We start from the raw sequence: 24,534 nt of genomic DNA on the forward strand, positions 1-24,534 counted from the left end.
TAGTTGGAGTTGATATGTTAATAAAAAAAGGATGGATGTGGAAACTAAATATTCAAGACATTAAGGATAAAGGTCAGGAAATATAATTTGGTATTCTGGGAATAACCGGAGGTCCGTAGTTAAAGTTGCATAGAATTTGTATTTTGTTTCTAATTTTTCAATTGTTGTTAAGTGATGAGAACCTAGTCCACGCTGTACACTATGTTGAGAAAGAGTCGGCCCAATTTGTAATTTTCGTTTTTTCATTGCATCGTTCCATGGACTATAAAAAAATTTAAAAATAAAAGCAGGTTCTATGTAAATGTTATAAGGATAATGCGAACCATGTCTCCCGACTCTATAGTTCCCGTGCGAATTATTGTGAATTAATCTACCGTTAAGATATAGTTGATTTGGATTAGGTTGAATTATTATTCCATGGTAACGTTGTTTAACAAGCGGAGAACTATATCTTGGATTAGTGTAGCCATAAGTCGGATCATCAATCATCATAATCATTCTTATTGAAAACATATTGCCGCCCATAGTGTTAAGTGATTTGAAAAATTGTTCTTTATTATAACAGCACAGGAATTCTGTCGTATTTAATACCATTTTCCATCCTGTAAGTTCTCTTTCAATTTCCATAACTTCTTGATCAACTAAATAAGCATCAAATTCGAGTGATTTTGAGTTTCGTATTTCCCAATTAGGAGCGAATATTTTACAGATTTCAACTGACCGATCAGTGGATCCACGGTTAATGAGAATGCCGTGATCAAATAGCTTTGTATGGTGCATTAACCACCATGGAAGTAAATATTCTTCATTGTAAAAATGAGAAATTAAAGTAGTCTTAATCAAAATCACCTCCGTATTTAACCTGCTTCTTATTTAATATGATATGGAAGGAAACCTATTGTTAGAAGGTTTCCTCTTAAAAGTTTTAAAACATATAGGGTATGTGGATGGATTAGTATATAAAGTAGTCTGATTGATGAAGAGTGGTATTAAAAAGTACAAAATCTAAAATGAGCATCGAATTAGTGTATAACGATTGAAACGGCACTGAAAACTAATAATACGGCCATAATGATGTTAAATAATTGGTTATGTTTTACTAATAATTTTTGGAATATTGAACCAAATAAACTCCAACTAAATGTACTCATTAAACCGACTACACCTAGAAATAATGAAAAAAGTATAAAACTTGAATATGAATTGTAGTAAGGGAGTATGAAAGTCGATACTACAGTCAGTCCGAATAAAATCCCTTTAGGATTAACGAATTGAAGAGAAATCCCAACTGTGAATAAGTTTTTATTATCTTTTTCAACGGGATTCGTACTGCTTTTACTAGTAAGTATTTTAATAGCTAAATATAACATATACGCTACACCTAAAATTTTTAAAGGGAATTCGATTATGGGTAAGATATTAAGTAGTACAACATTAAAGAAACTACATAAAGAAGTGAGGATGAAAAAACCAAAAGCTACTCCGAAGCAAAACTTCATGCTTCTTTTTAATCCGTGTTGATTTGCGTATGTCATCGCTAAAAAATTGTTAGGACCAGGTGTGAAGCTACTTATAAATACAAATAACAAAAAAGAAAATATAGGCATTTGGACCCCCCTAATTATTTGTGTGTGTTATAATGACCGAAAAGAACAATATAACGTGCGCTTTTTATTATACATAACGGTCGTTATATTGTATAGAGTGTAGGGGTGTGTTTTATGGAAGAAATTCAACTTATCCTGGCTAAAAATTTAAAAACAATACGAGAAAAAGAAAAATTAAGTTTAGAAAAAGTTTCCCAATTAACGGGTGTGAGTAAAACGATGATTGGACAAATTGAAAGAGGGGAATCAAGCCCGACACTAACAACAATATGGAAAATTGCAAATGGCTTGAAAGTTTCTTTTACTTCTTTAATCAACACTCCTCAGCCTGATACGAAAGTGATTTTAAGAAAGGATATTCAAGTATTGTCTGAAGACAATGGAAAATATAAAGTGTATCCTTCTTTCCCTTTTCAAGATGGTAGACATTTTGAAATGTATACAGTGGAAATAGAAACAGAAGGGAAATTAAGTTCAGAAGGGCATAAAGAAGGCGCAGAAGAATTTATAACGGTATTTGAAGGTGAATTGACAGTAAAAGTGAATAACTGTCAATATAAATTAAATAGTGGAGATTCAATTCGTTTTAAGGCCGATAGATCACACTCTTATTATAATTTAGGGAAATCTTTGACTCGATTAAGCATGACAATTTATTATCCAACTGCATAAGTTTACATTTATAGTAACAAAAGATAAAACCATCTATAAGAGATGGTTTTTATTTTTTATCATTCACAAAAAAAGACACTCATCTGAGTGTCAACATAGTATTGCTCTCGCGTATAGGATTGGAGTACGTTTCTCAAATACGTATTGAGATGGTTCGTAAAAGAGAAACTGTCTTCATATTTAATGTAACATCGGTGGAAGTCAGTGTAAATTGATAATGTATATACGGAAAATTTAGTATAGATAGTTTCTACTATGAATATAGTGCAATTTGTTCTTTAATGCGCCATCACTTTTATGAAATAATTGGGAGGTTTTTATCATGATAGACTTAGTATTTAATAAAGTTTATTAGAAAAAGAATGAATCATTTTTTAATCGATTCGTATAATTGTTAGAGAGGCACCTGTTGAACCACCTCCAACCAAATTAACGATGTATAATACGCCGAATAATTGAAGGGAAATTGTATTATCGGCAATTAAATTATTGTTATAATTTGAAGTTGATATAGCGGGAGAAAAAATAGAACCAGGAAGTGGAGTAGAAGCGTTTAATAGTAGTTTTGTTCCAGTGAGTAGAGCAGTTGTCGTATTAACTTGATAGGTTAAATGATATCTTCTGGCTACAGGAATTGTAAATATATCGTTTGAGGCGTTAACTGTAAAATTACCGAGGCTTTGGTTATTAGAAAGAGGAATATTAGTTCCACCTAATACCTAATGTATTATTAGCGAACATAGAGTTTGTTGTAACTATTGACCCAGTACTTCCGGTAGGTTCAGTACTTCCAGTAAGTCTGTATGGAAGAATAATTTCAAGAGCTATTGATACTAGTTCTTCTATTCTTTTTTCATTTTTATCTTGAATTTAAATCACCTCATTTTTAAATTAGAATGCAATAAGTTTCGTGTTTTTGGAATGGAACTATCATTTTATTATATTAATAGTAGTAGTTAAAGCAACGGTAAAATGTTTAATAACTGTATGAATCATTTGGAAAGAAAAAAGAATAGTTATGAAAGTATTCCTTAATAATAGACTCATACTTATGTAAGTTAATTAAAAATATGTGGAATGAGGAATTAAATTGAAGCGGAATGATAAATTATCAATAAATAAAGGTAAGATAGAACCTGAGAATATTGGACCTACATTTCCAGCTCTTCCACCAATATATATTCCAACAGGAGCAACGGGAGTAACAGGAGCAACAGGAGCAACAGGAGCAACGGGGGCAACAGGAATAACAGGAGCAACGGGAGCGACAGGTCCAACAGGCCCAACAGGAGCGACAGGTCCAGCAGGTACTGGTGGCGCAACAGGTTTAACAGGAGCAACAGGCCCAACGGGAGCAACAGGCCCAACGGGAGCAACAGGTTTAACTGGAGCAACAGGCTTAACAGGAGCAACGGGAGCAACAGGAGCAACAGGTCCAACAGGAGCAACAGGTTTAACTGGTGCAACAGGCTTAACAGGTGCAACTGGTGCAACTGGTGGCGGAGCTATTATTCCGTTTGCTTCAGGTACAACACCAGCAGCGTTAGTTAATGCGTTAGTAGCTAATACAGGAACTCTTCTTGGATTTGGATTTAGTCAGCCTGGTATAGCATTAACGGGTGGAACAAGTATCACATTAGCATTAGGTGTAGGTGATTATGCATTTGTAGCACCACGCGCAGGGGTTATTACGTCATTAGCAGGTTTCTTTAGTGCAACAGCTGCATTAGCTCCATTATCACCTGTTCAAGTGCAAATACAAATATTAACTGCACCTGCAGCAAGCAATACGTTTACAGTACAAGGCGCACCTCTATTATTAACACCAGCATTTGCCGCAATAGCGATTGGTTCTACAGCATCAGGAATCATACCTGAAGCTATTCCAGTAGCAGCCGGGGATAAAATACTGTTATATGTTTCATTAACAGCAGCAAGTCCAATAGCTGCAGTTGCTGGATTTGTAAGTGCAGGTATTAATATCGTTTAATTTGTTACAATGTTTAGTAGGAAATTAAACAGGGGTTTGTATATAGTCCTTCCTAATAAATTTAGGAAGGACTATATTTTTTTGGAAAATAAGTAATAAATCAATTGAACAATTACTCTTTGTTAAGTTCGTATAAAAAAGTATAATTTACCCTTTCTCATTTAAGGAATAAGTTATGTAACTTTAAAAATTTTCGATCAGAAAAAAAGATGAATTCTTTAAAAAAAGAATTCATCCATAAAATAAACTATTTATTTTTATTGCAGTTACATCCTTTTTTCTTTACATAGCCTTGCTCGGCTAAGTCTCTTTGCGATTGGGAATTGGAAGATTGAGAATTGGAAGATTGAGAGGATGCTGAAGAGCTACTATTTTTATTATAAGAGTAGTTTTTTCGATAGTTATAATTACTCATAGTACTATCACCTCCAATTTAATATATAAATATTATATGTATGTACACTATCAATTGTTACTATTATTAATAGGAAGAGAAGATACAATAAAAAAATCTCCTCGGTATTTTCCTAGGAGATAAATGATGATTCTTTTAAAAATTTACAAATTAATAGCCCCAGTAAAGAGGAAAGTAATAAGAATCTTGGGGATACGGATTATGTTGTTGAGGGAGGGGCTGGGTTGGGTAATTTTTCATTCCACGGTTTTGATTGCAGTTTGCCGGAGGGCCAATAACAGTAGTTGATTGAATAGGAGAAACCGCTTGTTTCCATTGTTGTTCATTGAGGCAGTAAGTATGGGCCATCATATGAGCCGGAGTTAATCTTAAAATATCAGAACCGAAAATAACTTCTGGCGCTGGGGCATTGAAAATAGCTAATAAATGAGTATTATCTGCTGTAGCAATTTCATAATGCCACCACGCTTGTGGAATATTGGCAACTTGCCCGGGTTTTATCGGTAAGTTTAATATTTGATTCGTAAATGGATTAAGTAAAGAAACAACAGCAGACCCTGAAATACAATAAACAAGTTCAGCTGCATTTTGATGAATATGTGGTTCTACAACATTTCCTGTACTTAAATAAATATCTAATAATGAAGTATTTTCTAAAGTATTTAATTGTTTAATACCAAGTACATTTATATAATTTTGGGCATCTTTCCGAAAAAATTACTTTTATTTACATCATAAGTAAAATTGGTTGAGGGGGAGGTATAGTCGATGTTTGCAGTCAATTATATTACCCGCCTTTCTATAGGGAAGTTAGGTTACAAAATTAGGATATGTGTCTAGTCTTTGTTTTGTGCTGTTGTCGGTAGCTTAATAAATTCACTTATTCCATAAAGAATAAAGTATAAAGTATAAAGATTAAACTATATTCGTATTCCCATTCATACTTTGGATTGATGGAAAAAAGTAATGAAAATGTTAATTTAAAATTACATCAATCATTTATAAGGAGTGAATGTTCATGTCATTTAGTGAAATGATTAGAAATGAAGTACTCAGCTGGGCGGGTGTTTCTGAAAAACCGCATCGATTTGGTGGTATTGAAATAAATTATGGTAAGAAAGAACTTGGGCATCTTCATGGTGATAAATTAGCTGATTTACCATTTCCGAAGTTAAAGCGAGATGAATTAGTGAAGCAAGGATTGGTAAAACCACATCACGTATTACCTGAATCAGGATGGGTCAGTTATTATTTAAAGAGTGAAGAGGATATTCCATTTGCAATTGAGTTATTTCGTATGCAATATGATCGAATTAAAAAGTAAAGAAACAAAGTAGGATAATAAAAATTTATTTTTATGTCACATCCCTCCTTAATCGTTCGTCTTGTATGTAGAACGATTAAGGAGGGATTTTATTATGAATACATTTGATATAGCAATTGTTGGCGGTGGGCTTGCTGGATTAACAGCATCTATATATTTAGCGAAAGTTGGAAGGAAAGTGATTGTATTAGAAAAGTCCAGTCAATTCGGTGGCCGAGGGATGACTACAAATAAAAATGGAATCTGCATGAATCTTGGTGCACATGCTTTATATAGAGGCGGGGCAGCGTTTATAACTTTTAATGAGCTCGGTATGACTCTTCCAGGTGGAATACCATCTACAAAAGCACATGGAATATGGAAAGGGGATATATTCACCATCCCAACAGATTTTCGCTCAATTTTATCAACACCACTACTTTCTTGGTCTGCAAAAGTACAATTCTCACGTCTTATGATTCGTTTAGGAAATTTAGATGTAGGAGAAGTTCCGAAAATGAGTCTAACTACATGGGCAGAAAATGAAATAAAAGATCCAATGGTTCGCAATATATTTTATGCGCTATGCCGGACAACAACATATACGTTTGCTCCTACAATACAATTAGCATCATCTGTACTAAAGCAAATACAGCTTTCTATAAAAGAAGGAGTGCTTTATGTAGATGGTGGTTGGGAGACGATAATAACAAAATTAAGAGCTATAGCGAATGATATCGGGGTGCAGTTTTTGGCTAAAAAGCATGTTGTGGAAATTGAGCATTCCGAAGGTAAACAAAGAATACATTGTGTTGATGATGAGGTTTTTGAAGTAGGTACAGTCATCGTGACGACTCCGCCGAAAGAGGCTTGTAAAATAATAAAAGGTGCAGAAGGAACAAGTTTGCATAAATGGAGTGAACAATCGGTACCGGTTACTGTTGGTGCATTAGATATTGGCTTGAGACAATTACCCAATCCTACACATCAATTTGTATTAGGATTAGATCAACCTATATTTTTCACAAATCAATCGAGAGCAGCTAAATTAAGTGAAGACGGATCAATTGCAGTGAGTCTAATTAAGTACCATAATCCTGTGCTAGAGATGAATCATATTCATGAAGATAAAGAACAGTTGGAAAGTACGATGGAGTTGTTACATCCAAATTGGAAAAGAGAAGTTGTTGCACAGCAATATTTACCGAAAATAACAGTAGTACATGATTTTCCTCATATTGACCGTGTTGAAAAGCCGGGTCCTAATATACCTGAAATGCCAGGTGTTTATGTTGCAGGAGATTGGGCAGGGCATGATGAAATATTAGCTGATGCTGCGGTAGCAAGCGGGAAACGTGCAGCGTTACACATTTTAAAGCAATATGAAAGTGAGGCAGCTCATCATGGAAACGGAGCAGTTATATGAAGCGTATCAACCATTATTATTTTCGTTATCATACAGAATCCTTGGGAGTGTTATGGATGCTGAGGATATCGTTCAGGATGTATTTATCTCGCTAAATAATATAGAAGATCCACAATCTATAGAAAATATGAAAGCATATTTATGTAAGATGGCGACAAATCGTTCAATTGATAAATTACGATCGGCAGCGCATAAACGTAACGTGTATGTAGGGATGTGGTTACCAGAGCCACTTGTAGAAGAGAGTGATGAGCCATCAAAGTCATTTATAATGAAAGAATCCCTTTCCACCGCATATTTATTACTTTTACAACAACTATCTGAGGTAGAAAGGATTGTTTTCATATTAAGAGAGGTTTTCAGTTATGAATACGAAGAAATAGCTTCAATTGTTGATAAGAGTAGTGTGAACTGCAGGAAGATCTTTCAACGTGCACGAAAAAGCATGTTGGAGAAACCGAAGCAATCAAAATTAAGCACGGAGAAAATGGCTTCTTATGTTGAAAAGTTTGTAGCATCATTACAGTGTGGGGATACGGAAGGTATGTTGGAAGTATTAAAAACAGATGCTATATTCAAAGCTGATGGTGGCGGTAAAGTTACGACTGCGATCAATCCAATTTATTCTGCAGATCGGATTATACGTTTGTTCTTTGGGATTGCACAACGATTGACAGAAGAGTACACTGTTGATTTCAAAATGGTAAATGGTATACCAGGAGTTATAGTTACAATAAATAATAAAGTAACATATGTTCTTTCGTTTGCATTTGAGGATGAGAAGATTTCAAATATTTATATGATGGTTAATCCTGAAAAACTTATGCATTTAAATGTAAAAATATAAAAAAGCGCATTTCTTCAGAAATGCGTTTTTTATTATTTTTCTAACATTTCAAGAGGTACATCTTTTTCGCCAGCCACCTCAAATTTAATTTCCCCGTCTTCTTCATAAATACGTGTAATAATCGGTATAGTAATCATTAATTTTTTATGCTGCTTTCGTTTTCGAGCAGCATCTAAGCTAATCACGTTCATTTGTAAGCATCCTTTCTTCTGGAAATATATAAACAAAGAAAATGCGTCCGAAAAGGGCGCTTAATTGAATTTGAAATACCGATTCATTTAAATGGGGTTTATATAATTTAATAACTGCAATTTTAATATGAAATAATATGAATGGAATAATTGCACGTAGAAATTAACTTTACCAAAAAACGAAACAATATGCTATAAAAAATTATAAATCTTTGTCATATAACAGGAAAAAGGTTTTTGTTTCGCATATAATAAAAAGTAGACGGGCAGCAAGAGCTTTTTCATCATATTGCTTGGAAAGGCGATGAAAAGAATGGATACAGTAGATTCATTATTATTGCAACTTGAACAATATGGAGAAGAGCATGATCGAAATAAAAAAACAAGGGAAGAAAAATTACGGAATGTTTCTCGTGAGATGGGGCAATTTTTATCAATTTTAGTAAAAGGGTGTAATGCAAAAAATATCTTAGAAATTGGAACTTCTAATGGTTATTCTACATTGTGGTTGGCTAATGCGGTAGAAGAAACAAATGGAAATGTAACAACTGTAGAGCTTTCTTCAGAACGAGTTGGAGAGGCACTTGTCAATTTTGAAAAGGCAAACCTGTTACAAAGAATTGATATTCATAATCAAGAAGCAGGGGCATTTTTAGATTCCCAATTAGATCATTCATTTGATTTTATTTTCCTAGATTCAGAGCGCACGCAATACATGTGGTGGTTTGAGCATATAAAACGTATGTTACAACCAAAAGGTTTTCTTGTTGTTGATAATGCAACTTCTCATGCAAGTGAATTAGATGAGTTTATAAAAATGATTGAAGAAGATGATACGTTTGAAACAGTGTTATTAGCGTTTCAAAAGGGAGCATTTGTAGCTCGCAAAAATAAATAGAAGTGAGTGTAATAGAATTATCACATTGAAAACGGGTGAATGTCAAAAGATTGAGTGTAGCACGATTAAAAGAACGTAAATTATTTAGGAAATATATGAAGAATCCGCCTTCAGCATGTAGTTCTCTAGGTCTTAAGTCTGAGGAAAATTATGTTGATTACAGGTATACTTATAGTAAGAAACAGGGAATGACTGCATAAACAGACATTTCTAAAAAAATCGATTTCAAGCAGTCAGAATGTATATGAAATACGATATAATTGATGAAATATAGTGCATGTAAATTCGCACATATAAATAAAGGAGCGATTTTGTTGACTGAACTCGAGAAAAAAGAACCTGTATCCATTGTGAAAGATAATAATGTAGAAGTAGTAGTTGATACAGTTATAAAAGATGAAGAATTAGAGGAACTAAATAAAGAAGCTGATCTTTATGTACAAAAGTTAAATAGCGAGCAAAATACAGATTTATCAAAAGTATTGTCTCAGCTAGGAGATTTAGGAGATAAAGAGCAACAAGCAGCAGGACAAACGTTATCAGCTTTAAAACGCCCTGTAACAGCGATGATGAATGGGAAAAATGAAGAAATTCCAAATACATTGTTAGAATTACGAAAAGTGGTATCAGAGCTTGATCCCAATTCACTTAAAGCAAGTGGTATGAAGAAAATAATGTTTAAAGTATTCAAGAAAAATCCACTTGAAACATATGTGCATAAATACCAATCTATAGATAAACAAATCGAGGAAATTATTAGATCCCTTCTAATTGGCCGTGATAACTTACAAGAGGATACAGTTGGTCTTGAAATGTTAAAAGAACAATCGCACGATAAAATTCATGCGCTTGATAAACAAGTATACTTAGGGAAAAAGCTTGCTGGCATGCTTGAAGCTGAGAAACAAAACCCAGATCGTCAAAGGGATATTCCGTTAATTAACGATGCGTTAGAAAAGATACTTGTACGTACACGTAATATGCAGCAAGCGAAAAGTGTATTATTACAATCTATAGCTTCTGTAGACATCATTAAGAAAAATAACGAAAAGTTAACAGAGGCAATACGTAATGCAATTACGATGACGCAAAACGTTGTAACAGTTTCAGCTGCTATTCAGCTTGCATTAACGAATCAACGTAAAACAATTGATGCGGTAAATGCAACGAATGAAGCAATTGAATCGATGGTATTAAGTAATTCTCAAGCGTTAAAACAAAATACAGAAGAAACGACGAAATTGCTTGAAAACCCTGCTATTAGCATGGATAAATTACGTGAATCATTCCAAAATGTGTTCGCTGCAATTGAAGCATCTGAAAAATCGTCAGAACGTATTATCGAGTCAAGTAAGAAGTTCGTTATTGAACTAGACACATTTAATGATGAGATGAAGCAGAAACTCATTCAGCGTCCAAGGAAATAACGGATTATTAGAGGAGGTGAACAAATGAGTTTCATTCAAACAGTACTATTACTACTCGGTACATTGCTTTTAATAGCATTTACTGTTGTTGTTTTAGTCGTATATTTCGGACGGAAGCTGTATTTTTCATGGACGAAGCCATATAAAAGAGCGCAAGATTCTTTAGATAAGTTATCAAACAAATCAATACCGTTTCTACAAGAATTTACACAACATCCACTGTTTTATCGCTGGATTCGCACCGAAGGGAAGAAAGAACAAAATACATTAAATACTCTATTTTGTGCATCAGGTCAACGTACGAGAGAACAAGTCTTCTCGATGTTACCGAAAGAAAAGCAGAAAAAAGTGCATGTAATGGCAAAAACTACGAAAAAGCTTACGAATGAAGATATCGATGTAGCCACGATGAAAGTGAAAGATTTCTTAAGACAAGAAACACAGCAAACTGTAAAACCGACAGACTTATCATTTTACAAATTGTATTTTTATGACCGTTATCCAGACGCATTAAATACAATTCAAGCGTATAAACGCTCAATAAATCCTTCATTACAAAGAACGGTTGATGATATTACAATTTCAGTATTGAATGCACTTCCGTACTATCAAGAGCAACGCATGTTTGAACAACAACATAAACTTGAAACATTCTTAATGAAAGATTTAACGGCCATGTTATCGTTGGTAGTACAATTACCACCTTCACAAAGACCAGAGAAGGAAGAAGAACTGAAAATCTACTTGGAAAATTTCCAAAAAGAAATGGAAGTAGTAGAGCGAGATATTCGCGACTCAATTGATCACGATTTAAATGTGAAGATGAGAGCAGCGACTGAGAAGTTTAAGAATAAATAACAAAAAGCGCCTTAAAAGCTAAGTATCACGGCTTTAAGGCGCTTTTTTTATGAGGTTTTATTTTGCTCTAACGGTAGTATGACTAGAAGCCACACTTTCATTATGCAATCGATCAACTGCAGTTACGACATACGTATACGTTTCTCCAGAAATAGCGGTTTTATCTACATAAATTTCTCCAAGTTTTGTTTTTCTTACAGTAGTAAGTAAATTTTTCGGATTTTGTATATCCACTTCATTTTTCCCATTCGCGCGGTAAATAGCGTAATAAGTAGAATCATTATCTCTATTGTCAATGATACCGATTGCAATACCTTCATCTCTTGGAATGGCGCCTTTTAAAGTCGGTTGTTTTGGTGGATCATGATCAAGCCAAGGCATAGGCGGGATTAATGCAGGATGTTTATATATGTTTTTTGAAAGTCTATCTTTAACTCCGAGTGGATTGTTATTAATATCTTTTAAGCTAAAATGCATACTACCTTTTATATCAGGATATAGCCGGTTTAATGCAATTTGTTTTGGATATTCTTCTGGATCAGACCAAGCAGGGACGGAGTTATTATTAATTTTATAGGCCGCTTGACCGATGTATAGGTGAATCGGTTTGTTATTTGTTTCTTTAACCCACCAATCTACTAATATGTCATATGCAGCTGGGGTGAAACCTATATTCCAATATATTTGCGGTGTAATGTAGTCAATATATCCTTTTTGTATCCACTCACGTGTGTCAGCATAAAGGTCATCATAGTTTCTTTGGCCTGCGGTTGTGTTAGAGCCAGTGGGATCGTCAGCTATATTTCGCCATACGCCGAACGGACTAATGCCAAACTTTACATATGATTTTTCTTGTTTTATACCAGTATTTAAATCTTTTACAAGTTCATTTACATTATTACGTCGCCAATCTTCTATATTTGTAAATCTACCATTATTATATGTTTCGTACGTTTTCTGATCTGGAAATTCTTCACCGGCTACTTTATATGGGTAAAAATAATCATCCATATGCAGCGCATCAATATCGTAATTTTGTACGATTTCTAAAGCGCCTTCTGTTATAAATTTTTTTACTTCCGGAATACCGGGATTGTAATATAACTTTCCGCCATAAGGGACAACCCAATCGGGATGTTGCCTTGCAGGGTGATTATTTGATAATCGATTTATATCGGTGTGATTCATCGTTATTCGGTATGGGTTAATCCAAGCGTGGAATTCTATATTTCTTTTATGAGTTTCTTCAATCATAAATGCGAGCGGGTCATAACCAGGATCTTTTCCTTGTGTTCCTGTAATGTATTCAGACCAAGGACCGTAATTTGAAGGATAGAAAGCATCAGCGGTTGGTTTAATTTGTACAACAACTGCATTCATACCAGTGCTTTTTACATCGTCTAATAATCTTATAAATTCTTGTTTCTGTTTTTCAATGGGTAAGCCAGTTTTTGAGGGCCAATCAATATTCAGAACAGATGCAATCCATACAGCACGTAATTCATGTTTTTTGTATGCAGTATTTACTTCAGCATAAGTAAAGTGAGGGGGAATGAAAGAGAAAGGGATGAACAAGATGACGATACAACATATCATTAATAAACGTTTAACGATCATTTATACGCCTCCCTATCATATGATTATTTAAAATAATATATGAGGCGAGGTTGATTTTGCAATAGAGAAAATTGCATATTGAAACATTAATTTAATAGGAAAAATATTTTTAATGAAATTTACTTTCATTATAACTAAATTCATTTACTACTTCATATGCTTGTTAGTAAAGTGAAACTTCCTTTCATTTGAAGGGTAATAAATTATAAGTATAGGAGGATTAATAAATGAAAGTCTTGTTCGTCTGTTCTGGAGGAATGTCCAGTGCAATTGTTGTAAACGCTTTAAAAAAAGAAGCGGAGAAAAATGGTGTGAACATGGAAGTGCATGCAATTGGAACGAATGAGGTAGAGGAAGAAGTAAAGAATGGCTGGGATGTCGTAATGGTGGCACCTCAAATAAGACACCGATTTGACTCTGTAAAAAAATTTGCAGAGGAGGGATCTATTCCGTGTGGCATCATACCGCCGCAAGCATACACACCGCTTGGCGGCCCGACTTTATTAAAAACTGTAAATGAATTAATCAGTTAGGGGGAAACGTTATGAATAAGTTTGTCACGTTTCTTGATAAAAACTTATCTGGACCGATGGCAAGGCTTTCTGAGCAGAGACATTTACAAGCAATCCGTGATGGAGTTATTTCGGCGTTACCATTTATTATAGTAGGAAGCTTCTTTTTAATAGTAGCATTTCCACCACTGCCGAAAGATAGTTTTATATCAGTTTGGGCATTAAAGAATCAAACAAGTATATTGATACCATATCGTTTAACCATGTTTATTATGTCCTTATATATCGCATTTGGAATAGGATATAATTTAGCGAAAAGTTATAAATTAGATGCTTTATCAGGAGCACAGCTCGCGGTATGTTCACTACTTTTAACATTAACGCCTGAGTTAATTGATAAAAAAGGATTCATGCTTCCGATGACAAATCTCGGAGGTCATGGATTATTTGTGACGATGATTGTTTCTATTTTATCCGTAGAGATTTTAAGGTTTTGTAAGAAGAAAAATGTAATGATTAAAATGCCAGAACAAGTACCGCCATCTGTATCGCGTTCATTTGAAGCACTTATACCTGCAGCATTCGTTATTATTATAATGAGTCTAGTAACTGTCGTTTTTAGCATTGATTTACACCATGTTGTTGATAAATTAGCAGCACCATTAGTAAAAGCTGGGGATAGTTACTTCGGTGTAATGATTCCAGTGTTTTTAATTACGTTTTTTTGGTCATTCGGAATCCATGGTGTGTCGGTTGTTGGAACTGTTGCTCGGCCATTATGGGAAGTATACCTAGGGAAAAATGGTGAAGCAGTTGCTAGTGGAGCAGATCAGTTGCCATTTATTTCACCAGAGCCGTTATATCAATGGTTTATATGGATTGGCGGTTCTGGTGCGACGTTAGGGCTTGTATTAGCTATGATTGTATTTGGTCGATCGAAATATTCGAAAGCATTATCAAGAACTTGTATTGTTCCGGGTATTTTTAATATTAATGAACCAGTCATATTCGGATTACCGATTGTACTAAATCCAATTTTAATTATCCCATTTATCATTACACCACTTGTAACAGCAACTGTTGCATATTCAGCAACTGCGATGGGATTTGTAACACCAACGCATATTATGCCGCCATGGACACTACCTGCTCCAATTGGTGCATATTTAGCAACAGGTGGAGATTGGCGTGCGATTGTATTAGTTTTTATAAATATAGCAATATCGTTCCTTATTTATTTACCATTCTTTAAAATGTACGACAAAAATATGCTTGAAATTGAAAAGAATGGTGACGGGGAATCTGTTAATCCTTAATCTGCACGCTGTTATTTTGAGTGATAGACTTTTTGTCTATCACTTCTTTCACATTAAAACTAGAAAGGGGGAAATAGAATGAATATAAAATTTAGTTATAAAGGCGTATTTTTATTATTATTTGGAGTGATTTGTGCAAATTTACTTTTTGTCCCTTTATTAGGCATGCTAAATCTATCACAAATGCATAGTATATGGCTCGTTACAAGTATTGCGGCAAGCGTTTTGCTTACGGTAGTTGTTTCTTTCATTGATGGATCGTTTGCATCAAAAGCTCAGTTGTTTTTTAGATTTATATTGTTTTCGATTGGTTGTACGTTCGTTACTTACATGATTGTTTTTTAGTAAATAGGAGGTCATGCACGTTATGTATATTGCAGGGGTAATGTCTGGTACTTCATTAGATGGAATAGATGTAGCGCTCGTTCATATAGAAGGAAGTGGTGTAGATTCTAAAATCGAACTCATCCATTTTACTACTGTTCCATTTTGTAATGATATGAAAAATGAGATCCAACAAGCGTTATCAATTGAAACTTCGAATGTCCAACTTATATGTAGTTTAAATTTTAAACTTGGTTTATGCTTTGCCAATGCTGTAAAGGAAGTTTGTAAAGAGGCCAATTTTCCTTTGAGACAATTAGATTTAATAGGCTCTCACGGACAAACGATTTATCATCAGCCAAAGCAAGAAGGGAATATTATTTCTTCAACATTGCAAATTGGGGAACCAGCAGTAATAGCATATGAAACGAACACGACGGTTATCTCGAATTTCCGAACGATGGACATGGCGGCAGGGGGACAAGGTGCACCACTTGTACCATATTCAGAGATTATTTTATATCGGCATCAAACTAAAAATAGACTACTGCAAAATATTGGCGGGATTGGTAATGTTACAGTGGTTCCAAGTAAACGAAGTAATGAGAGTGTTATTGCTTTTGATACTGGACCAGGCAACATGGTAATCGATGAAGTATGTCAAAGATTATTTCATGTACCATATGATCAAAATGGTTGGATCGCAAGTCAAGGGGTGGTTGTAGATGAAATTTTAACATACTGTATGAACCATCCATTTTTGAACGTGAAACCACCAAAATCAACAGGTAGAGAACATTTTGGAGAAGCGTTTGTGACTGAATTATTAAATCGATTTGAAAAGCATAGTAAAGGAAATATATTGGCAACTGTCACGATGTTTACAGCATGTTCAATTGTTCATCATTATAAGGAGTGTATTTTACCGTATTATGACATTGATGAGGTGATTTTAGCTGGTGGTGGAAGTTATAATAATACACTTGTTGAAATGATACGGAATGGATTAAGAGAAGAGAAATGTAGTATATGTATACAAGAGGATATTGGTCATTCTTCAGCAGCGAAAGAAGCGATTGCATTTGCTATTTTAGCAAACGAAACGTATCATCGTAATCCGAGTAATGTGCCGAGCGCAACAGGTGCTAAGAATTCCGTGGTTTTAGGGAATGTAACATTCCCTCCAATATGTAAATGAAAATGAGGCGAACATATGAAGTATATGATTGGAGTAGATGGCGGGGGAACGAAGACAGAGGCAATTGCATTTGATCAAAATGGAAATGAAGTTGTAAGAGGTACGAGCAGATTTGGAAATGTATTAATAGATTTTGATCAGGCGCTTTTGCATATTATGGAAGCAATTAATCAATGCCAGAAGAATTTAATAAATGAGCATTGCGTTTGTATTTGTTTAGGATTAGCTGGTATAAGCGGAGCGAATACAAATGAATTAACATTACGTTTAAAAAAGAAATACGGAACAAAAATTGAAATTTTTAATGATGCAATGATCGCGCATGCAGCTGCTTTAAAAGGTAAGGATGGAATATTAACTATAGGTGGTACAGGTGCAATTTGTATAGGAAAGAAAGGAGAAGTATATCAGTATAGCGGTGGATGGGGACATATTTTAGGAGATGAAGGGAGCGGATATTGGATTGCATTACAAGCTTTAAAGAAAATGACAATTCAATTCGATCAAGGAATCAGCCTTTGTCCATTGAGTTTGAATATTCAAAGGCAGTTTCAACTTTTGACACCGTCTCATATAAAAAGCTTAGTATATACTTCTTCTAAAGATAAAATTGCAGCAATCGCACCATTAGTTATTCAGGAAGCGAGAAGTGGCAATGATGATGCGCATGAAATTATAATGCAAGCTGGAAAGGAATTAGCAAGAATTACGGTAGATGTTTATAACAAGATGCAATTTAAGCGCTCAACTCCAATTGCAGTAAGTGGCAGTATATTGCGTTTAGCTCCTGAAATATTTGCTGTATTTAAGAAATGCTGTGAAGAAAGTATGAAAGAAATTACATTCGTATCACAAGCAGAAATGGCAGTGAAAGGAACATACCATTTAATGAGGGATATATATTTTTAAAATTAGCGCATGAGAATTTTTGTATGATTTGTAAAAATATGATGTTAAAATGTATAAAGGGATGTATGTTAAAAACGTACAATATACGTAGTAATTGAATATTGTATATGTATTCCCATTTAGAAAGTGAATGATTACATGATTAATAGTATGCAGTTTTTATATTTGGTGGCTTCTTATTTAATTGGAAACATATTGACCGCTTATATAGTAACAAAATTGAGACATAACGTTGATATTAGGGATGAAGGAAGCGGAAATCCTGGCGCAAGAAATATGGGGCGCGTATATGGAAAAGGGTATTTCATCGCTACATTTTTAGGGGATGCGATTAAAGGGGCAATCGTTGTTACTGTTGCAAAATATCTTTTTGAAGATCCTACATTCATAATGTTAACATTATTGGCCGTTATTATTGGACATATTTACCCAGTTTTATTTAAAGGTAAGGGCGGTAAAGGTATTTCAACATTTATTGGAGGATTAATCGCATTTGATTATTTGATAGCGCTTACCCTCATAGGCATTTTTATTGTATTTTATTTAATATTCAAAGGATTTACGAAGCCAGGACTAATTACGATTGCTTGTTTACCAATTTGTATGATTCTTTATTCTTATTCTGTTGTTACGACTATTTTAAGTGGAATGATTATTGTACTTATTCTATATGTAAATCGAGAATAAAATAAATGTTTAATAAGTGGGGATAATCTCCACTTATCATTTTTTATTAAATAGATAAAGGAGATAAGGCATGGGGTTAATTTATAAAGTTGCTGATCAAGATTGGGAATTTGAAAGTATACATAAATTAAATTATAAAACTTTTGTAGAAGAGATTCCGCAACATGAAGAAACGAAAGACCGGTTTCGTATAGATCGGTTTCATGAAGAAAATACATATTTAATTTGTTTAGATGAGGATAGATTAGTAGGTACGGTGCGGGGAAAACGACCATTCTCGTTAGATTATAAAATTTCAAATTTAGATGTTTATTTGCAAGAGCATGGAGAAAAAGTGTATGAAATTCGTTTACTTTCAGTAGAACGTGAATATAGGAATGGAAGAGCGTTGTTAGGATTAATCCGTTTTCTACATCGTTATTTGCTTCTAAATGGATATGAATTAGCACTCATTTCTGCAACAACACGTGAACTAGCTTTATATGAGCAAATGGGATTCAAAGTTTTCCATACGTTAGTTGGTACAGAAGAAGCGGCCTTCCAGCCAATGTATGTTACCCCTGCTATGTTTGAAGAATCGAGCGTTGGGGGGATTATGACGAAAGAATATACGTTTTTACCTGGTCCAGTAGATATTGAAGAGAACATTCGAAAGGCATTTTCTACGCGGCCTATTTCGCATCGCTCTAAGTCATTTCAAGTGATGATGGACAATGTGAAAAAACGGTTACTTTACATGACAAAAGCAAAACATGTACAGCTTATGTTAGGAACAGGGACGTTAGCAAATGATGCGATTGCTTTACAGTTACGTTCTTTAAAAGGGAAAGGACTAGTATTAACAAATGGGGAATTTGGTAATAGATTAGTTGGACATGCAAAACGAGCACAGTTACATTTTGATACTTATAAAAAGGAAATGGGAGATCCATTTATTTATACCGAATTAGAAGAAATCATGACAACTGGAAATTATGAATGGCTTTGGTTTGTTCATCATGAAACATCTACTGGAATGTTAAACGATTTAAACGAGCTAAACACTCTTTGTAACGAGAATCAAATAAAACTATGTGTAGATTGCATAAGCTCAATTGGAGCAATACCATTAGACTTAAAGGATGTGTATTTTGCAAGTGGTGTTAGCGGTAAAGCGATTAAATCATATACAGGAATTTCTTTCGTTTTTCATAACCACATTGTAAAAATAAACGAGGCTGTGCCGGCCTATATGGACATTGGTATGTATGAAGAAAATGAAAGCATTCCATACTCACAATCATGGAATTTAATTTATGCATTGCAAGAAGCGTTGAAGAGATTTGAAGATGAAAAGGTATTTGTAAAAATTAAAGAGACATACGAGTATATTGAAGAAGTTATTACTGATATGGGGTTAAAGCTTGTTTCACCTAAAGAACATGCCGCGAAAATTATATTTACAATTCAATTAAGCGAAGGTCAGTCTTCTAAAACGGTAGGTGATGCGTTAGCTTTACAAGGATATATTGTCCATTATGAATCAGCGTATTTACAAAAGAATAACTGGATCCAAATTGCATGCCTGAATCATTATAAAGAACGTGATATGAAGAGGATGTTAAATTGTTTGCAAATGTGTTTATTTCAGAGTGGGGTACATATATAAAGACTTTTTCTTTTCGTATAAAGGAGCTACGACTTACGAAAACTTAGGAATAGAACATTGGAAGAGGTGTAAGTATGATAACTAGAAAACTCCCATTACATATAGACGATATTAAAAAAGCTCACAAGATTCTAGATAGAAATGCTCGTAAAACGCCATTAGTAAAATCTTTTTACTTGACTAGTAAAACGGGCGGAGAAATTCATTTGAAATTAGAAAATATGCAGTTAACGGGTTCTTTTAAATTCCGTGGCGCATTTAATAAAATGTCGCGGCTCGCGGATCAAGAAAAAGAAAAAGGTGTAATTGCATGTTCAGCAGGTAATCATGCGCAAGGAGTTGCATTATCAGCGCATTTACTTGGTATTAAGAGTAAAATTGTTATGCCAATTTCTGCACCTCAGGCGAAAGTGGAAGCAACTAAAGGATATGGATCTGAAGTGATTTTACATGGTGAAACCTTTGATGATGCAAAGGCAAAATGTGAAGAAATTATAAGGGAAACAGGTGAGACATACTTACATCCATATGATGATGTAGAGGTAATGGCTGGGCAAGGTACAATTGGATTAGACATTCTGGATGATATGTGGGATATTGATACTGTCATTGTACCAATCGGTGGAGGCGGAATTATTTCTGGTATTTCTGTAGCATTAAAATCTTTTAATCCATCCATTAATATAATTGGTGTCCAAGCAGATAATGTTCATGGAATGAAGGCATCTTACGATAAAGGAGCAATCGTAGAACATTATGAGGCGCCTACTATTGCAGATGGTTGCGCAGTTAAAATACCAGGGGAATTAACATTTGAAATTGTAAAAGAATTAGTAGATGATATTGTAACTGTATCAGAAAAAGAGCTGGAAGTAGCGATGAAAGATTTATTACAACGTGGGAAAGCTGTTGTAGAAGGTGCAGGTGCATTAGCGACTGCTGCACTGCTTGCAGGGAAAGTTGATAGCTATATAAAAGGAAAAAAAGTAGTAGCGGTTATATCTGGTGGGAACGTGGACTTACAGCGCATATCAAGTGTATGTGAGCACTTTTTTGTCGCTAATGAAGTGAAATAGTTTTATAAAAGAAGAGCTAAGAGAAATGATCTTAGCTCTTACTTTTTGTCTACCGTTTACTGTAAGTAGCAATAAGTTTGCAGAATTTGCTGTTTAATGAATTGTTTTATTTAAGCGTCTATTTTTACACATATCTTTAATGTTACAATAATTATTTCAATATTGTCGAAACATAAGCAGAAATTTAATATAATAGTTTTAATGTGCTAATGAGCGGTGAGGAGGGCAGGTCATGAATAAAGAAGAACAGGTCATGAACGGTTTCAGGGAATTATATAATAAGCTGGTTTGGCTTAATAAAGATAAGATGGAAGAAGGTCTTAAAGGTTTTAAGTCTTCTGAAGTTCACTGCATTGAATATATTGAAAACAATGCAGATTCTAACGTGACACAACTCGCAGAGGCTTTTTATGTGACTCGCGGCGCTATAAGTAGAATGACTAAGAAGCTCATACAAAAAGGCCTTATTGAAAGCTACCAAAAGTCAGAAAATAAGAAAGAAATTTATTTTAGGCTTACGGAAGAAGGGAAAGAAATTTATAAAATCCATGAAGATCTGCACAAAGAGTTTCAAGAGCGGGATAAAGCTGTATTTGAGCAAGTAACTGAAGAAGAATTCGACAGTATAATTCGTTTCGTGGAAAAGTATAGTAGACATTTGGATGCAGAAATAAAGAAACAAGGTGTACATATTAAATCGTAATACATTTTAATAATAAAGTGAAACATTAATCAGTGGGGGTTTTCTTCATCTCCACTGATTATCAGCCCTCACCAATCGGGCTTTTACGGGCAGCCTTACTCTAATGAGAATAGGCTGCTTTTTTATCATGTTATTTTTGTTGACTAATCAATAAAACAGAGTTATCATTTTGTTGACACAGCAACAAAATGTTTTGAGGAGAGAAGTTAAATGTCTATATTTAGATCACAAAATGAAAGGGAAACTGAAAAAAACATAGATAAACATGCTTTACTATTCGGACTTATTTCTGTATTTCTTTGTGGTATAGGTTTCAGTATCATCATGCCTGTAGTTCCATTCTTAGTACAGCCATATATAAGTAATTCAGAAGAACAAGCATTAGTTGTTACACTACTAACTTCCGTATATGCGGCTTGCGTGTTTTTTGCTGCCCCAGTACTCGGAGCTTTAAGCGATAAATATGGGCGTCGTCCATTACTTTTAATATGCTTATTTGGTTCTGCAATTGGGTACTTAGTTTTTGGTATAGGAGGAGCTTTATGGGTACTATTTGCTGGACGCATAATAGAAGGAATAACAGGCGGGAGCATAAGTACTATCTTCGCATATTTTGCAGACATTATTCCAAAAGAGCAGAGAACGAAATACTTTGGATGGGTGAGTGCAGTTGTAGGTGCGGGAACTATCATTGGCCCAACCCTTGGAGGATTACTTGCTAAGTTTGGTGCTACTGTACCTTTGTATTTTGGAGCAATCATAACTTTATTAAATGTTGTATATGGGATGAAATATATGCCAGAGAGCCTTGACAAAAATAATAGATTGAAAGAGATTACTTTTGTAAGGTTGAATCCTTTTGCACAGCTAGCAAACATACTTTCCATGAAAAATTTAAAAGGGTTACTTGTCTCGGCGTTTTTACTTTGGATACCTAACGGATCTTTACAAGCAATTTTTACACAATTTACAATGGATACTTTCAGTTGGAAACCTGCATTAATCGGACTTATGTTTTCAATTTTGGGCTTTCAAGACATTGTTTCACAAAGTTTTATCATGCCAAAGCTTTTAATCAAGCTTAGTGATAAACAAATAGCAATTCTTGGGATGGTTTCGGAGATTATAGGCTACAGTTTTATTGCAGCATCAGCTTTGTTTTCGGTGTATCCACTACTTATCGTCGGAATGTTAATGTTCGGCTTTGGTGATTCAATTTTCGGGCCTTCATTCAACGGGATGCTTTCAAAGTCTGTTAGTTCTAGTGAACAAGGAAGGATTCAAGGTGGAAGCCAATCTATTCAAGCTTTAGCAAGAATGATTGGTCCTATTATTGGAGGGCAAATCTATGTATCGCTTGGTCATGCTGCACCTGCTTTTATGGGTGTGATCCTTATAGTCGCGGCAATAGCAGTTTTGTATAGGGGGACACGTGCAACTGTATAACAGATAGATATAAGAACAAATAATAGGGTGACAGAACTTAGGAATAAGTGCTGACACCCTATTTGTTTACAGTTTGAGGACTAAGAGAAATTCTTTTACTGTTTAGGAATTTATTCTGCAATGCTCTCATGGTAAATGACTAGATAGTTTAATTATGCTTGTGCTGAAGTAAATAATGACTCCATTTTCAATTTGCTCTTCTCTCGAATTTCAGCATCTGCGTGTCTCATAACGTATTTATGCGCTACAGCGATTGCTAAAACATCATCTAATAAGCCAATCCCAATAATAGCAGCTATATCTGGAATGAAATCAATTGCTAATACGTAATAAGATAAAGCGGCTAATATTATGAATTTCGCTTTAGTAGGTAATTCTTTCTTTTTCATTGTGTAGAATAAAATAATACTTTCATATACGCTGGATTTACCGAGGTTTACAGAGCTTTTTTTGAACTTTTTCCAAAGTGTCTGTTTCTCCATATAAACACTCCTTTTACAAAAACATAGATTTTTTAAAAGGATGGACAAAGAAGTGAGAGATTAATCAATTTTATTGTTTTTCTTAATTATATATTTCCATAAAAATAGGGGAATACCTGTTCAAAATAATATATATACTATGCAACGATTCACAGTGTTCCGTTACATAGTATATATATTGTAAGATGTATGTGGGTGATTTAGTTATTATTATGCATTTTATAAGCGGTATGGGGGAAGGAAAATGAAAATAATAGAACTACCAATTGAATTCGAATTTAATGGGCAAAAACAATGTATTTATCCAAGTTTAATTATAGTACATAATGAATTAACGTTAGTCGATACAGGATATCCAAGCTTTTTACCTTTAATTGAAAATGCAATGTTAAAACATGGATATGAGATGAAAAACTTAAAGAATATAATTATTACCCATTATGATGATGATCATCTAGGGGCTTTATATGATTTCAAATTGAAATATCCTCAAATTAATATTATTGCTAGTGAAATTGAATCTAACTATATTAGTGGTGATATAAAATCAGAGAGGTTGGCTCAAGCTGAAAAAATGCTAGAACGTATGCCAAATGAAGAAAAAGAATTTGGTAAATGGTTTATACAACAGTTAAAAAATATAAAACATATTTCCGTCGATGAAAAAGTACATGATGGTCAAATGATTTTGAATAATGAATGTCAAATAGTAGCGACGCCAGGACATACTTCGGGGCATATTTCATTATATTTTCCGAATTTAGACTGTGTAATTACAGGAGACGCAGCGGTTCAAGAGAATCGAGAGTTAGTTATAGCTAATCCGAATTTTTGTTTGGATATAGAAAAAGCAAAAGAGTCATTAAATAAGATTAAAAGTCTTAAAGCAGCGCAGTATTATTGCTATCATGGAGGAAAGCTTACTGTATAAACTAATGAAAACCGGTCTTTCCTAAATCGAAAAGATCGGTTTTTTAGTTCT

24 protein-coding genes and 2 pseudogenes are annotated in these 24,534 nt (G+C 34.3%); 19 read left to right on the forward strand and 7 right to left on the reverse strand.

The genetic code is table 11. The annotated features are described in order from the left end of the window. Positions 1-60: 60 nt before the first annotated feature. Both V6946_RS12240 and V6946_RS12245 read right to left on the reverse strand, forming a co-directional pair. Positions 61-843: a glycosyltransferase family 2 protein gene (locus V6946_RS12240; RefSeq protein ID WP_033692643.1), complete on the reverse strand. Its 783-nt coding sequence runs from the start codon at positions 841-843 to the stop codon at positions 61-63. Between the two features lie 179 nt (positions 844-1,022). Further along, positions 1,023-1,607, reverse strand: coding sequence for a LysE family transporter (locus tag V6946_RS12245; protein WP_001121284.1), 585 nt, complete (start codon positions 1,605-1,607; stop codon positions 1,023-1,025). Between the two features lie 114 nt (positions 1,608-1,721). Between V6946_RS12245 and V6946_RS12250 the strand changes: the two genes are divergently transcribed. Then, the gene (locus tag V6946_RS12250) at positions 1,722-2,279 is read left to right on the forward strand and encodes a helix-turn-helix domain-containing protein (protein ID WP_006924162.1); all 558 of its coding nucleotides are present in this window, start codon (positions 1,722-1,724) and stop codon (positions 2,277-2,279) included. 374 nt (positions 2,280-2,653) lie between these two features. Here the strand turns inward: V6946_RS12250 and V6946_RS12255 are convergent. Beyond that, positions 2,654-3,149 (reverse strand): annotated as a pseudogene (locus V6946_RS12255) (BclA C-terminal domain-containing protein). A 220-nt stretch (positions 3,150-3,369) separates the two neighbouring features. On the opposite strand from V6946_RS12255, the gene V6946_RS12260 reads away from it, so the two are divergent. Further along, the gene (locus V6946_RS12260; protein WP_406622319.1) at positions 3,370-4,269 is read left to right on the forward strand and encodes an exosporium glycoprotein BclB-related protein; all 900 of its coding nucleotides are present in this window, start codon (positions 3,370-3,372) and stop codon (positions 4,267-4,269) included. A gap of 565 nt (positions 4,270-4,834) precedes the next feature. Here the strand turns inward: V6946_RS12260 and V6946_RS12265 are convergent. Beyond that, a pseudogene (locus V6946_RS12265) lies at positions 4,835-5,466 on the reverse strand (cupin domain-containing protein). A gap of 236 nt (positions 5,467-5,702) precedes the next feature. Between V6946_RS12265 and V6946_RS12270 the strand changes: the two are divergent. The 3 genes from V6946_RS12270 to V6946_RS12280 all read left to right on the forward strand — a co-directional run bounded on the left by V6946_RS12270 (position 5,703) and on the right by V6946_RS12280 (position 8,260). After that, a complete protein-coding gene (locus tag V6946_RS12270) occupies positions 5,703-6,008 on the forward strand; it encodes a luciferase family protein (RefSeq protein ID WP_006921730.1) in 306 nt (101 codons plus the stop codon). Positions 6,009-6,102: 94 nt separating this feature from the next. Next, positions 6,103-7,413: an NAD(P)/FAD-dependent oxidoreductase gene (locus V6946_RS12275; RefSeq protein ID WP_006921729.1), complete on the forward strand. Its 1,311-nt coding sequence runs from the start codon at positions 6,103-6,105 to the stop codon at positions 7,411-7,413. Continuing rightward, the gene (locus V6946_RS12280) at positions 7,391-8,260 is read left to right on the forward strand and encodes a sigma-70 family RNA polymerase sigma factor (RefSeq protein WP_033692368.1); all 870 of its coding nucleotides are present in this window, start codon (positions 7,391-7,393) and stop codon (positions 8,258-8,260) included. The genes V6946_RS12275 and V6946_RS12280 overlap by 23 nt, the downstream gene beginning before the upstream one ends. A 32-nt stretch (positions 8,261-8,292) precedes the next feature. Here V6946_RS12280 and V6946_RS12285 read toward each other — a convergent pair whose 3' ends face one another. After that, a complete protein-coding gene (locus V6946_RS12285) occupies positions 8,293-8,451 on the reverse strand; it encodes a hypothetical protein (RefSeq protein ID WP_001100984.1) in 159 nt (52 codons plus the stop codon). A gap of 304 nt (positions 8,452-8,755) precedes the next feature. Here V6946_RS12285 and V6946_RS12290 point away from each other — a divergent pair, with 304 nt between their 5' ends. The 3 genes from V6946_RS12290 (at position 8,756) to V6946_RS12300 (ending at position 11,634) form a co-directional block, all read left to right on the forward strand. Beyond that, entirely contained in the window at positions 8,756-9,349 is a 594-nt protein-coding gene (locus V6946_RS12290; RefSeq protein WP_002094007.1) for an O-methyltransferase, read from the forward strand. Positions 9,350-9,663: 314 nt separating this feature from the next. Beyond that, positions 9,664-10,776, forward strand: coding sequence for a toxic anion resistance protein (locus V6946_RS12295; protein ID WP_140159256.1), 1,113 nt, complete (start codon positions 9,664-9,666; stop codon positions 10,774-10,776). A gap of 24 nt (positions 10,777-10,800) precedes the next feature. Beyond that, a complete protein-coding gene (locus tag V6946_RS12300) occupies positions 10,801-11,634 on the forward strand; it encodes a DUF3974 domain-containing protein (RefSeq protein WP_006921711.1) in 834 nt (277 codons plus the stop codon). Positions 11,635-11,691: 57 nt separating this feature from the next. On the opposite strand, the gene V6946_RS12305 is transcribed toward V6946_RS12300, so the two are convergent. Continuing rightward, positions 11,692-13,251: a glycoside hydrolase family 10 protein gene (locus tag V6946_RS12305; RefSeq protein WP_006921709.1), complete on the reverse strand. Its 1,560-nt coding sequence runs from the start codon at positions 13,249-13,251 to the stop codon at positions 11,692-11,694. Between the two features lie 227 nt (positions 13,252-13,478). Here V6946_RS12305 and V6946_RS12310 point away from each other — a divergent pair, with 227 nt between their 5' ends. The 10 genes from V6946_RS12310 (at position 13,479) to V6946_RS12355 (ending at position 23,070) form a co-directional block, all read left to right on the forward strand. Continuing rightward, a complete protein-coding gene (locus tag V6946_RS12310; protein ID WP_006921708.1) occupies positions 13,479-13,784 on the forward strand; it encodes a PTS sugar transporter subunit IIB in 306 nt (101 codons plus the stop codon). A gap of 11 nt (positions 13,785-13,795) precedes the next feature. Next, positions 13,796-15,079: a PTS sugar transporter subunit IIC gene (locus V6946_RS12315; RefSeq protein WP_001032280.1), complete on the forward strand. Its 1,284-nt coding sequence runs from the start codon at positions 13,796-13,798 to the stop codon at positions 15,077-15,079. Positions 15,080-15,157: 78 nt separating this feature from the next. Then, positions 15,158-15,424: a hypothetical protein gene (locus V6946_RS12320; protein ID WP_001021963.1), complete on the forward strand. Its 267-nt coding sequence runs from the start codon at positions 15,158-15,160 to the stop codon at positions 15,422-15,424. Positions 15,425-15,446: 22 nt separating this feature from the next. Next, positions 15,447-16,601, forward strand: coding sequence for an anhydro-N-acetylmuramic acid kinase AnmK (gene anmK / locus V6946_RS12325; RefSeq protein ID WP_078993321.1), 1,155 nt, complete (start codon positions 15,447-15,449; stop codon positions 16,599-16,601). 15 nt (positions 16,602-16,616) lie between these two features. Continuing rightward, positions 16,617-17,510, forward strand: coding sequence for a BadF/BadG/BcrA/BcrD ATPase family protein (locus V6946_RS12330; RefSeq protein WP_086389124.1), 894 nt, complete (start codon positions 16,617-16,619; stop codon positions 17,508-17,510). Between the two features lie 138 nt (positions 17,511-17,648). Then, positions 17,649-18,197, forward strand: a complete 549-nt coding sequence (plsY, locus tag V6946_RS12335) for a glycerol-3-phosphate 1-O-acyltransferase PlsY (RefSeq protein WP_033692366.1) — start codon at positions 17,649-17,651, stop codon at positions 18,195-18,197. Between the two features lie 70 nt (positions 18,198-18,267). Next, positions 18,268-19,845: an aminotransferase class V-fold PLP-dependent enzyme gene (locus V6946_RS12340; RefSeq protein ID WP_006921698.1), complete on the forward strand. Its 1,578-nt coding sequence runs from the start codon at positions 18,268-18,270 to the stop codon at positions 19,843-19,845. Between the two features lie 74 nt (positions 19,846-19,919). Continuing rightward, entirely contained in the window at positions 19,920-20,921 is a 1,002-nt protein-coding gene (gene tdcB / locus V6946_RS12345) for a bifunctional threonine ammonia-lyase/L-serine ammonia-lyase TdcB (protein ID WP_033692364.1), read from the forward strand. A gap of 232 nt (positions 20,922-21,153) precedes the next feature. After that, a complete protein-coding gene (locus V6946_RS12350) occupies positions 21,154-21,624 on the forward strand; it encodes a MarR family transcriptional regulator (protein ID WP_001030896.1) in 471 nt (156 codons plus the stop codon). A gap of 210 nt (positions 21,625-21,834) precedes the next feature. Further along, on the forward strand, positions 21,835-23,070 hold the full coding sequence (locus V6946_RS12355) for a tetracycline resistance MFS efflux pump (protein WP_006921696.1): 1,236 nt from the start codon (positions 21,835-21,837) through the stop codon (positions 23,068-23,070). Between the two features lie 152 nt (positions 23,071-23,222). On the opposite strand, the gene V6946_RS12360 is transcribed toward V6946_RS12355, so the two are convergent. After that, the gene (locus V6946_RS12360; protein ID WP_000415083.1) at positions 23,223-23,552 is read right to left on the reverse strand and encodes a YkvA family protein; all 330 of its coding nucleotides are present in this window, start codon (positions 23,550-23,552) and stop codon (positions 23,223-23,225) included. A gap of 244 nt (positions 23,553-23,796) precedes the next feature. On the opposite strand from V6946_RS12360, the gene V6946_RS12365 reads away from it, so the two are divergent. Then, positions 23,797-24,483, forward strand: coding sequence for an MBL fold metallo-hydrolase (locus V6946_RS12365; protein ID WP_000691166.1), 687 nt, complete (start codon positions 23,797-23,799; stop codon positions 24,481-24,483). The last annotated feature ends 51 nt before the right edge of the window (positions 24,484-24,534 follow it).

This window comes from Bacillus sp. PPSBB_2 (assembly GCF_045291115.1).
Classification (GTDB): domain Bacteria; phylum Bacillota; class Bacilli; order Bacillales; family Bacillaceae_G; genus Bacillus_A; species Bacillus_A cereus.